Annotated in this window: 5 protein-coding genes; all 5 read right to left on the reverse strand. The window is 74.2% G+C overall.

Translation table 11 applies throughout. From position 1 onward, the window contains the following. Positions 1-3: 3 nt before the first annotated feature. The gene (locus FREUN1FDRAFT_RS12735) at positions 4-1638 is read right to left on the reverse strand and encodes an acyl-CoA carboxylase subunit beta (protein ID WP_006540456.1); all 1635 of its coding nucleotides are present in this window, start codon (positions 1636-1638) and stop codon (positions 4-6) included. Beyond that, on the reverse strand, positions 1635-9077 hold the full coding sequence (locus FREUN1FDRAFT_RS39730; RefSeq protein WP_050795845.1) for a type I polyketide synthase: 7443 nt from the start codon (positions 9075-9077) through the stop codon (positions 1635-1637). The genes FREUN1FDRAFT_RS12735 and FREUN1FDRAFT_RS39730 overlap by 4 nt, the downstream gene beginning before the upstream one ends. Further along, entirely contained in the window at positions 8984-9493 is a 510-nt protein-coding gene (locus FREUN1FDRAFT_RS45090) for an acyl carrier protein (protein WP_035951409.1), read from the reverse strand. Before FREUN1FDRAFT_RS45090 ends, FREUN1FDRAFT_RS39730 begins: the two co-directional genes overlap by 94 nt. Then, positions 9490-11523 carry a fatty acyl-AMP ligase gene (locus tag FREUN1FDRAFT_RS12750; protein WP_006540458.1) on the reverse strand — a complete coding sequence of 678 codons (2034 nt, stop codon included), beginning with the start codon at positions 11521-11523 and terminating at the stop codon, positions 9490-9492. The genes FREUN1FDRAFT_RS45090 and FREUN1FDRAFT_RS12750 overlap by 4 nt, the downstream gene beginning before the upstream one ends. A gap of 446 nt (positions 11524-11969) precedes the next feature. Further along, positions 11970-12451: ABC transporter permease (locus tag FREUN1FDRAFT_RS12755; protein WP_006540459.1), on the reverse strand; the 482-nt coding region annotated here is incomplete at its 5' end.

The raw sequence follows: 12451 nt of genomic DNA on the forward strand, positions 1-12451 counted from the left end.
CCGCTACAGGGGCATGTTGTTGTGTTTTCCGACCTGCTGGACGGGGCGTTTGCCCCGCAGGGACCGCAGCCCCGCACGGATCCGCGCCCGGGTGTCACGGGGCTGGATGACGGCGTCGATGAACCCGCGCTCGGCGGCCGCATAGGGTGACAGCGCGGTGCGCTCGTAGTCGGCGGTCAGCCGCGCACGCAGCTGATCCGCCTCCGGGCCGGTCCCGGCGGCCCGCAGCTCCCTGCGGTGCAGGATCTCCACCGCACCGGTGGAGCCCATCACCGCGATCTCGGCGGTTGGCCAGGCCAGGTTGATGTCCGCGCCGAGGTGCTTGGATCCCATCACCGCGTAACCGCCACCGTAGGCCTTGCGCAGCACGACGGTGACCATCGGCACGGTCGCCTCACCGTAGGCGAACAGGAGCTTGGCGCCGCGGCGGATGATGCCGCGCCGCTCCTGGTCGAGCCCGGGCAGGTAGCCGGGGACGTCGACGAACGTCAGGATCGGAATGTTGAACGCGTCGCAGAAGCGAACGAAACGGGCGGCCTTCTCGGATGCGTCGATGTCGAGGACGCCCGCGCTCACCGCGGGCTGGTTCGCGACCACCCCGACCGACTCACCGTCGACCCGGCCGAGCCCGCACACGATGTTCCCGGCGAACAGCTCCTGGAACTCCAGCAGGTCACCGTCGTCCAGCACGGCGTCGAGGACCTTGCGGACGTCCAGGACCCCGCCCGCGGCGTCGGGGACCAGCCGGTCGAGGGCACGGTCCGCGTCGGTCAGGTCATCGCGGACGGAGCCGCCGGAGCCGCCGGAGCGAGGGTAGGAGGGCGGCGTGCTCAGCGCGTTGTCCGGCAGGAAGCCCAGCAGGCACTGCACCCAGTCGACGGCGTCGGCCTCGTCGGTCGCCACGTAGTGCACCGTCCCGGCGGCGGCGTTGTGGCGCGCCCCGCCGAGCTCCTCGAGGGTGACGTCCTCCCCGGTCACCGAACGCACGACGTCCGGGCCCGTGACGAACATGTGGGACGTCTCGTCCACCATCACCGTCACGTCGGTGAGGGCGGGTGAGTACGCCGCTCCACCCGCACACGAGCCCATGATCATCGAGATCTGCGGGATGACTCCGGAGGCCTGGATGTTGAGCCGGCCGTACTCCGCGTACCGCGCCAGCGCCGTGACCCCCTCCTGGATGCGCGCCCCGCCGGAGTCGTTGATGCCGATGATCGGGCAGCCGACCCGCATCGCCAGCTCCATCACCTTGATGATCTTCTCGCCGAACGCCTCGCCCAGGCTCCCGCCGAAGACACTGACGTCCTGGGAGAACACGCACACCGGACGGCCACCGATCTGGCCGTGGCCGCAGATCAGGCCGTCGCCGTACGGGCGGGCGGCCTCCGCGCCGCCACCGCCACCGCCACCGCCACCGCCACCGCCATCGCCACCGCCGCCGCCGCCGTCAGCCCGGCTGCGGACGAGGGTGTCGAGTTCGGTGAAGGTGCCCGGATCGCACAGGGCCTCGATGCGCTCCCGTGCGCTCATCCGGCCCTCGGCCCGCCGCCGGGCGAGGGTGCGGGGCGACCCGCCGGCGGCGGCGAGCGCCAGCCGGCGGTCGAGCTCCTTGCCGCTCACGGCCGTCGCCCGGGTCACCGTGTGCCCCGCTGCACCGGCACGGACGCCGAACCGGACGCCCCGCCAGACCCTCGTGGGTCCGCCCCGTCCGCCCCGTCCGCCCCGCCAGGCCCGCCCGATCCGTCCGGCACCGGGGCCGGGGTTGGGGCGAGCAGCCGCGACAGGTGCCGGGCGATCACGTCGACGTTCGGGCGGTCGATCAGCGAGGTGTGGTCGCCGGGAACCGTGACGATCTCCAGGTTCGGCACCGTCGCCGCCCAGCCCAGGTCGGCGTCGTCGCGCAGGTAGCGGGGATCGAGCGCGACCGTCACCTGGTGGGGCGAGGCCGCCCGGTAGAGCACCGTGCGTCCGTCGTAGCGGCGCGGCTGGTAGTTCTCGGCGATCCGCGCGTCGAGGTAGGAGGTGCGCTGGTGGTGCAGCACACCGGGGGTCATGGCGATGTCGGAGGCGGCGAGGATCTCGAAGATCCGTTCGACCTGCTCGGCGTCGTCGGCACCGGCCAGCTCGTCGTAGGGCAGGTCGAGGTCCACTCCGTAGACCTCGCGCAGGTAGTCGACGAACCGTCCGAAGCGGGCCAGGAGCTGATCCGTGGCGGACAGCCCGGCCGGCGCCGGCAACGGCAGAATCGTGTCGATCATCAGAACGACCTCGACCTCGCCGCCCGCCGCGACGATCTGGTGCGCGACCTCCTGCGCGAGCAGGCCACCGAAGGACCACCCACCCAGCCGGTACGGCCCCGCGGGCGCGATCTTCCGGATCATGGAATGGTAGGCGGCGGCCTTGCGCTCCACCTGCCCGATGTCGTCGAGCCGCTCCAGGCCGAACACCGGCACCCGCGGATCCAGCAGCCGCACGAGCGGCTCGTACACGGCGGTCGGACCACCCGCCGGGTGGAACAGGAACAGCGGCGGCTGCGAACCGGCACCGCGCAGCACGCGCACGCCCGCCCCCGCGTTGCCCGTCAGGCGGTCCCGGATCACCTCGGCGAGCGCTTCGATCGTGCGCGCCCCCGCAAGCTCCGCGCGCTCCCGCGCGTCGGCATGGGTGGCCCCGTCACCGAGACGTTCGGCGACCAGCCCGAGGAAGCGTTCGGTCTCGACCGGGCCGAGAACGGTGGCGAGATCGTCGGTCACCCCGATCGGCTCCGTCGTGACCGTCGCCGCGAGCAGCGCCACCAGCCACCGCTCCGCCGGCTCCCGGGCAGCCATCGGCGTTCCCCGGCCCACGACCTCCCCGGTAACCGGAGCGGTCTGCGCCGGCACGGTCCGCGCCGCCGGCACGGTCCCCGCCGAATCGGGCCGCGCCTGCGCGGGTCCTGTCGGCGACGTCCCTTCCGGCGCGGAGTCCGACGCGAGGCCGAGGGCCTCCACCAGGTGCGCCTGGAGATCGCCGAGGCTGGCGCCGCGCAGCAGCAGACGGACCGGAAGCGGCAGGCCGAAGTCGTGCTCGACGGCGTTGCGTGCCCGCATCGCCATCAGCGAGTCGAACCCGAGCTCCGTCAGCGGGACGTCGGCATCCACCTGCTGCGGCTCCAGGCCCATGATCCCCGCGACGCGGCCGCGCAGCCGATCCGCGATCACGGCCCGGGCCCGCGCCGGCGGCAGGTCCGCCAGCGCCGTGACGCCGGGCCAGGAGTCGTCCTCGGCACCCGGATCGGCGCCGAGCACGTCGGCGAAGAAGGCGAGATCGGCGAGGCCGGGCAGCAACGCCAGCGCACGGGCCGGCGAGAGCCGCACCACCCCGGTGTGGACCCGGCCAGCGGCGACCACCGTCTCCAGGGCCTCCATCGCCGTCGTCGGCACCAGCGGTTCGAGCAGCGCGTTCGTGACCCCGGCCGCGCCCCCGACCTGGGCCCAGGCACCCCAGCCGATGCTCGTCGCCGGCAGGCCGCTCCGGCGGCGCAGTGCGACCAGCGCGTCCAGCCAGGCGTTCGCGGCCGCGTACGAGGCCTGCCCGGGCGAGCCGAGCAGCGCCGCCGCCGAGGAGTAGACCAGCCACCAGTCCAGTTCCGTACCGGTCTGTGCGGCCAGCCGCGCGGTGGCCACGTGCAGGTTCCAGCCGCCGACGACCTTCGGACGCCAGACGGCGGCCAGCGCGGCCGGATCCAGGTCCAGGACCGCCTGGTCCGCCAGGGCTCCCGCCGCGTGCGCGACGCCACGCAGCACCAGATCACCGGCCGTGGCCTCGGTCAGCAACCGCGCCGCGGTCTGCGGCAGCGCGATGTCACCGGTGACGATGACGATGTCGCACCCACCGCCGCCGGTGATCTCCCCGGACGTGCCGGGCGCGGCAGGTCCGGCAGGTTCAGCGAGTTCGGCGGATGCGGTGGCGGGCCGCGGAGCGGGCCTGGTGTCGTTCGCGACCCGGGCCAGGCCGAGGCCTGGGATCATCCGCCATCCGGGCGGTGCCGCGCCGGCCTGATCCTGTTCCCGGGGCAGAGTCCGCCCGTTCAGAACGACCCTGGAGGCCCCGCCGTCCACCAGCCGACGGGCCAGCAGCAGGCCCAGCCCGCCGAGCCCACCCGTGACGATGTAGGAACCCGACCGCACCAGCGGCACCGCGGCCGCCCCCGCCGGCGCAGCCGGAGACGCGGAGCCGTCGGACTCCTCGGCGACGCGTGTCAGCCGGGCGACGAACCGGCGCCCGTCACGCCATGCCACCTCGTCGTCGGCCGCGTCGGAGATGATCTCCACCGCGACCGGTGCGAGTGCCGCGGCCTCGTCGTCCTCACCGGCGCCGGCGGCGGGGCCGGCGTCGAGATCGAGATCGAGGTCGAGCAGCGTCGTCCGCAGGAACGGATGCTCCAGCGCCAGGACACGGACCAGGCCACGCAGTGCCGCCTGGGAGGGCACGGGCCGGTCCCCGTCGGCGACCGCGGCCGCACCACGGGTGACGATCCACAGCCGGGGCGGATTCTGGGTGCCGTGGCGGACCAGCGTCCTCACCAACGCCGCGACGGCCGCGGTCAGCTCGGCGCCGGCCATCGGGTCCGTTCCGGCGGGAATGCCCACCGGCGCGGGTTCCGGGCGCTCCCCGAGGGAGGCCTCGTCGTCGCCGGAGGCCGGTGCCGGCGCGACGACCAGCACGACCCCCCGCACCTGCCCGGAGCCGACCAGGGTGGCGATGCGTCCCTCATCGGTCGTGCTGAGTGCGACAACCCCGCCTGGTGAGCCGCTGTGCCGGTCGAGAAGCGCGGCCACCGCGTCCCGTTCCCCGGAGTCGTCGGCGCCTGGCCTGGGCGCTGAGAGCACCAGCAGGCGCGGCTGGGAAGCGGTCGCCGCCGACTGGCCCGACTGGCCCGGCTGGCCCGGCTGGCCCGGCTGGCCCGGCTGGCCCGGCTGGGCGGGCTGGCCCTGCACCGGCAGTGGCGGGAGCGGCGGCAGCGGAGCCTGCGTCCAGCGTGCCTCGTAGAGCAGCGCGGCCACCGGGACCGGTACGGCGCTCGCCTCCACCGGGCGCAGGACCACATCCCGGGCGACGAGCAACGGCGTTCCGTCGTCCGCCGACAGCCGTACCTGGCCGATCAGGCCGTCCTCGTCGTCGCCGCCCGCGGCGGCGGGGGCGAGCAGGGCCGTGGCGTGCCCGCGCGTGACCGGTCGGCCCTGCGGCCCGCCTGACCGCGGGTCGAGCACGGTCAGCTCCCCGATCCGCACCGGCAGGTGCAGCGGCACGCCACCGGCGGTGGCCTCGGGCCACAGGCCGACGGCGGCGACGCCGAGGGTCTGCAGGCAGAGGTCGCCCAGCGCCGGGTGGATCCGGTAGTGCGCATGAGGCTGCGCGGGCGCCGGCAGGCTGACCCGCGCCGACGCCGACGCCGACACCGGTACTCCGGCCGGCGGGACCACCGGGTCCGGCGAGGCCGTCCCTTCCCCTGGGAAGGTCGTCGGGCCGGACGTCACGCGTGCGTCTGTGACGCCGACGAACGCGGGGCCGTACCGGTGGCCGGCCGCCTCCAGTGCCCCATAGAGGTCGACGGACCTGCCGGTGCCCGCCTCGTCGACGTCCTCGGAGCGGCCGGCGTCGACAGCATTGCCTGCGAGGTCAGTGATGCCGACGTGCTCCGCGGCGTGCTCCGCTGGCTCCACCCGGATCCGGGCCGTGGCGTGCCGCACCCAGCGACCGCCGCCCGCCACCCGCCGGGAGAAGATCTCGATCGTGCCCGAGGCGGAGCCGGGGCCGTCCTCCACCACGGACGTGGTGACGTCGGTGTGCGCGCCCAGGGGCAGCAGTTCGAGCAGTTCGAGGTCGGTGACGACCGGCCGGCCGCGCCCGAGCACCGCCGCGGCCGACAGAGCCATCTCCGCGAAGGCCGCACCCGGCAGCACGGCCACCCCGTGGACCGTGTGGTCCGCGAGCCACGGCAGAGCCTCCGTCCCGATGTCGGCCCGCCACACATGCCGGCCCGACTCGGGGATCTCGATGTGCGCCCCCAGCAACGGGTGTCCCGGCGCGGTCCGGGAGGGCACCGGGACCGGCGCGGCCCAGTGCCTGCGGTGCCGCCACGGCGCGGCCGGGACATCCACCAGCTTCGGCGCCACCGTCCCAGCCGACGCCGTCCCAGCCGACGCCGTGCCAGCTGACGCCGAGCCAGCCGGCGCGGCATCTGTTGCCGGGGTGAGCAGGGCAGTCAGCGCGTCGCCGTCGCCGCCGAGCGCGAGCGCGGCCAGGTTCACGCGGAACTCGACCGTGTCGTCACGGTCACGCCGCAGGGTCGAGGCGACGTGGACACCGTCGCCGGCCGTCTCGCGCAGGGCGCGCCCGGCGATCGGGTGCGGGGAGACCTCCAGGAAGCGGACCGCCCCGTCCTCGAGAGCCGCCTGCACCGCGTGGACCGCCCGGACCGGGCGCCGGGCGTTGGCCGCCCAGTAGTCGGCATCGCAGGACGGCACCTCGCGCGGATCGTCCAGCACCGACCCGTACCAGGGGACGGCGGTCGGCGTGCCGCGGACCCACGCCAGCCGTGACCGCAGCTCGTCGAGGATCGGATCCACGGCCGGCGAGTGCCCGGCACCGCTCACCTTCATCGGCAGCGCCGTCCGCCCCCACGCCTCGACCGCCGCGACGAGCCGGGTCACCTGGTCGGCGTCGCCGGCGACCGTGCACTGGCGCGGGGAGGAGTGCATCGCGATGTGGACGCCGGGCAGGTCGGCCGCGAGCTGCCCGAACTCGGCCTCGGTGAGCTCGACGACCGCCATGGCACCGGCGCCGGTCGCCGCCACCGAGCCCAGCAGCCGGGCCCGGGTCGCGATGACCTCCAGGCCGCTTTCGACGTCCAGTGCGCCGGCGACGACCGAGGCCGCGACCTCGCCCATGGAGAAGCCGATGACCGCGGCCGGCCGCAGACCCGCCGAACGCCACAGCTGGGCGAGCGCCAGCTGCACCCCGAACAGGATGATCTGCCCGGACTCGACGCCGTCGACCGCGTCGCCGCGTTCGAGCAGGCCGCGCAGGGACAGACCGGTCCGCGCCACGAACGGCTTGTCGAGGTCCTCGACGGCCGCGGCGAAGGCCGGTTCGTCCGTCAGCAGTCGCCGGCCCATGCCCGCCCACTGCGAGCCGTAGCCGCTGAAGACCCAGACCGACCCCGTGGACAGGTCCGGCCGCGTGGGCAGATCCGGTCTGGTGAGCAGGGCCGGGTTGGCGGGCAGGGCCAGCCCGGTGGGGTGGTGGCCGCGGGCCGGCCGCGTGATCCTGGTCGTGCCGGGGGCGTCGGATCCGGCGGCGACCGCCCGCAGCCGGGCGGCCAGTTCGTCGCCGTCCCGGCCGGCGACGGCCGCGCGGGCGGGGGCCGCCACGTCGAAGCGCCGCCCCAGCGTGAACGCGATGTCGTCCAGGTCGCTGGCCTGTCCATCCACCGTGGTGAGCCAGTCGGCCAGGGCCGCCGCGGTGCCGGCGAGCCGGTCGGCGGACGCCGCTGACAGCGCCAACGTCCACGGGCCGCAGCGGACTCCGCCGCCCGCGCGCGGCTCGGCACCCCGCTCGAAACGGAGATCGGAACGGAGATCGGAACGGAGATCGGCGCCGCTGTCGGAGCCGTCGCGGGCGCCGTCACGGGCGCCGTGCTCTTCGAGGATCACGTGGGCGTTCGTGCCGCTGAAGCCGAAGGCGGACACGCCGGCGCGGGCCCGGCCGCCGTAACGCGGCCAGGGCACCGGCTCGGTCACCACCCGCAGCGCGGACGCCTCGAACGGAATGCGCGGGTTCGGCGCCGCGAAATGGACGGAAGGCGGGATCACTCCACGGTCGAGCGCCAGCGCGACCTTGATGACCCCGGCGATGCCCGCGGTGGCCTCAAGATGCCCGAGATTCGTCTTGACCGAACCGAGCAGCAGCGGCTCGCTCGGGTCACGGCCCGCACCCGCGCCGAGGACAGCCCGCAGTGCCGTCGCCTCGATCGGGTCCCCCAGCGGCGTGCCGGTCCCGTGCGCCTCGACATAGTCGACCGAGGCCGGTGCGATGCCGGTCGGCTCGTAGGCCGCCCGCAGCAGCGCCTCCTGTGCCGCCGGGTTCGGCGCGGTCAGACCGTTCGAACGGCCGTCGGCGTTGACCGCGCTGCCACGCACCACCGCCAGCACCCGGTCACCGTCACGCTCGGCGTCACACAGCCGCTTGAGCACGACGACTCCGCAGCCCTCGCCGCGCACGATCCCGTCGGCCGCCGCCGCGAAGGCCTTGCACCGCCCGTCGGCGGACAGCGCGCCGCCCGCGCCGAACGCGACGCTCACCGCCGGGGACAACAGCAGGCTCACCCCTGCGACGAGTGCGAGCGACGACTCGCCGGAGAGCAGACTGGTGCGCGCCGCGTGCAGTGCCACCAGGGAGGACGAACAGGCGGTGTCGATCGTCAGGCTCGGTCCCCACAGGTCCAGCAGGTAGGACAGGCGGCCCGCGATGATCGACGTCGCCGCGCCGGTCGAGGTCCAGCCCTCGACCCGCTGGGGGTCGGCGAAGGTCAGATGGGCGTACTCCGAGCTGGAGACACCGACGAAGACCCCGGTGGCGCTGCCCCGCAGCGAGGACGGCGGCAGCCCGGCATGCTGCAGTGCCTCCCAGGAGATCTCCAGCAGCAGGCGTTGCCGCGGGTCCATCAGCGCCGCCTCCGCGGGACTGATACCGAAGAACTCGGCGTCGAAGCCCGCCACATCGCCGATGAACCCGCCGCGGCGCACAGCCTGGTGGACATCCAGGCCGGCGTCGGCGCCGGTGTCGGCGTCAGCGCCGGCGACGGTTCGCACGGCGGCGCCCGCGGCGAGGCCGGGAGTGCCGAGCACGCCGCTGTCGGCCTCGTCCCAGCGCCCCGGCGGCACCGTCGAGACGGCGTCGATGCCCTCGGCCAGCAGCTCCCACAGCTCGCCCGGCCGCGTCACCCCGTCGGGATGCCGCGGACCGCCCGGGAACCGGAACCCGACACCGATGATGGCCAGCGCGTCCGCCCCGGCCGGATCACCGGGATCCACAGCACCCGCGGAATCGCGGGAGCCGAGGTCGGCGCCGGCCGAGCCCGAGTGCGGCAGGGCCGACTCCACCGGGTCGGAGTTCGAGTCCACCTGGTCGGTGTCAGCGCCGGCTGCGGGGGCGGGGCGGGGGCGGCTGCGGGGGCGGGGGCGGCCAGCCGTCGTGCCAGCGCGGCGAGCGTCGTGTGCTGCCAGAGCAGCGTCGGCTCGAGCGCGGTGTCGAGCAGGTCCTCCAGGTCGCTGGTCATCGCGACCGCGTCCCGTGACGACAGCCCGAGGTCGACCAGCGGCTGGTCGATGTCGATCTCGGCCGGATCGAGCCCGAGGCTCGCGGCGACCTGGTCGGAAAGCCAGCGCAGCAGGTCGGCTTCACTCAGGGAGGTGGCGGGGCTCGTGCCGTCCCCGGGCGCGGTGGTCACCGGGACGCACCGGTGACGGCGAACGCGCCGGCCAGGTAGCGCTCCCGGCAGGCGTGCCGGGCTATCTTGCCGCTGCTCGTCAGCGGGATCGTGCCCGGGCGGGTCAGCACGACCTCGCGTACCGCCACCCCGTGGCTCACGGCGACCGCGCCGCGGATCACCCCGGCGATTCTGGTCACCTCGGCCGCCTGGCCGGCGACCTCCGCGGTGATCTCCGCGGCCACCACGACGGCCTCGCCGTGGTCGGTGCTGACGGTGAACGCGGCCGCGCGGCTGGGCCGCACCGCCTCGTGGGCGGCTTCCACCGTCGCCTCGATGTCCTGCGGGTAGTGGTTGCGCCCGTCGATGACGATCAGGTCCTTCAGCCGACCGGTGACGTACAGGGCACCCTCGTGGACCATCCCGAGATCACCGGTGCGTAACCAGCCGTCGTCCTGCCAGCCGTCCTGCGACCAGCCTGCCGGCAGCACCGCCGTGCGCTCGCCGGCCGGCGCCGCGAGCCGCTGCCCGAAGGTCGCCTCGCTGCGGGCCGGCTGGTTGAAGTAGCCCCGGGCGACGTTCGGCCCGCGGACCCAGATCTCCCCGACGACATCGGGTGGGCAGAGCCGTCCCGCCTGCGGATCGACCACGGCGACCCGTTGCCCGGCCGGCACACCGCAGGACAGCAACGGGATGAGCCGCCGCTGCGGGGCGCCCTGGACCGGGCCTTGTTGCGAGCTTCTTTCCGGGTCCTGTCCCGGCTGCCGGCCCAGGCCGGGCCGCGGCGCCTGCTGCTTCCGCGGCCCCTGCTGCTGGGGGATGCCCGGCTGCGCCGGCCGCTCGGACTCGTCGACCGGCATGGCACGCCCGGCGGCGAGCGCCTCCGCGTCGAACCACACCGGTCGCTGCGGACGCCCGCTGGCGCCCCCGCACACGTAGACGGTCGCCTCGGCGAGTCCGTACGAGGGGCACAACGCCTCCGGCCGCAGCCCCAGGGGGCCGAAGGTCGCCAGGAAGCGTTCGAGCGTGGCGGGCCGGACCGGCTCCGAACCGTTGCCCAGGACCCAGACGTCGTCCAGCCGCAGCCCTTCCCGTTCCTTCGGGCGAACCCGGTCGACCGCGAAGTCGAACGCGAAGTTCGGCGCCATGGCCACCGCGCCGCGGTTCTCGGCGAGATGACGCAGCCACCGGCCCGGGCGCTGCAGGAAGGCCACCGGGTCCAGCAGGACCGACCGGACACCGCCGGCCACGGTCCCACCGACGACCAGCACGAGGCCCATGTCGTGGAACAGCGGCAGCCAGCTCACCACCGTGTTCCGGGCCGGATGGCAGCGGTAGCCGGCCATCGCCTGCGCGGTGTTCGCGACGATGTTGCCGTGGGTGACGAGCACGCCGGACGGGGTCCGTGTCGAGCCGGAGGTGTACTGGATGTAGGCGACGTCGTCCAGGCCGGGCCGCGGGCCTGCCGGCGCCCAGCCGGGCGGCACCGGCAGCACCGGCGAAGCGGCCGGCTCGGCGGGTGCGGCAGATGCGGCAGGTTCGGCGGGCTCGCCGGGTCCGGCGGAGGGGGCGCCTGGGCCGTCGATGACGCAGATCGCCACCGCCTGCGCGCGTGTCTCGAGATACGCGCGAACGGACGGCAGGACGGACGTCGTCGTGGCCACGCAGCTGGGTACGCAGTCGTCGAAGACGGCGGTCAGCCGGTCGCTGTGGCCGATCAGGTCGGGCGGGAACAGCGGCACGGCGACGACCCCGGCCCGCAGCGCGCCGAGAAAGGCGATGACGTAGCCGAGCCCCTGCGGGGAGAGGATCACCATCCGGCCGCCGGCCGGCACCGCCTGGGCTATCTGCCAGGCGGCGGCGCTCACCGCGGCGTCGAGCTGCCCGAAGGTGGTGGACGTCTCCACTCCCGACCGGTCGGTGCCGTAGTCCACGAAGCTCATCGCGATGTCGTCGGGGCGGGCCGCCGCCTGCTCCGACAGATGCTCGTCGAGGGTCCGCGCGCGGATCAGCGCCCCGGCTGCGTCCAGCGTGCCTTCGTCGCCGGGCACCGTGGCTGGGCCTGGCCATCTTTCGGAGACTGCGGACGACGGCTGGGTCCGCCCCGCGGAGGATAAAGAGCTGTCAGGTTTCGACCCCATACTGTGCCCCATTTTCTCCAGCACGGAATCATGTGGCACGCAAATTCAGTGGACCGAATTCACGCAGTTATCCACACAGTCCGGACATTCTTCGGTGATACTCCCACCCGACAACCGCAGCCGCACCTTCACGAGCAACTGCCGCTGCCGGGCGTCATTCCGTGACGCACCACCCAGAATGTCCGTTTGCGCCCTTTTAATCCTCGGTGCGATCCTCCAATTTTGGCGACTGCCCTATGTGGCGAACCTCCAGTCCGACCAAACAAGGACCCCGAAAAACATTCGCCCAACCAACACCCAACCCGGACGGCCCTCGATAATTCGCCCGCTGGCGGAGCCCAACCCCGGGCAACGCCTTATACAATCCCGCGGACGAAAGGTGTGCCGAGCGCCATGGGCTGGCGGGTACGCCGCAGGACGAGCACCATCGCCAGCAGCGCCAGCAGGTACGGGGCGACGATCAGCAGCTGGCTGTTGATCTGGACGCCGACCGCCGGCAACGCCAGCCGCAGCGCGTCCGCGAGGCCGAACAGGGCCACCCCGACGATCGTGCCGCGCAGCCGCCACGCACCGAAGATCACCGCCGCGATCACCAGGTAGCCCCGCCCCGCGGTCATGTTGTCGTTGAACGAGCCGACCGCCCCGACCGCGAGGTGCGCCCCACCCAGACCCGCGAACAGCCCGCACCACAGCAGCGCCTGCCGCCGGCGCAGGTTCACCGCGATGCCGGTGACGTCCGCGCCCTGCGGGTTCTCACCGACAGCGCGCAGCTCCAGGCCCCACCTGGTCCGCTCGACGAGCCACCACGTCAGCGGGACGAGCCCGAGCAGCAGGTACA

Origin of the sequence: Parafrankia sp. EUN1f, assembly GCF_000177675.1 — a bacterium.
In the GTDB taxonomy this organism is placed as follows: domain Bacteria; phylum Actinomycetota; class Actinomycetes; order Frankiales; family Frankiaceae; genus Parafrankia.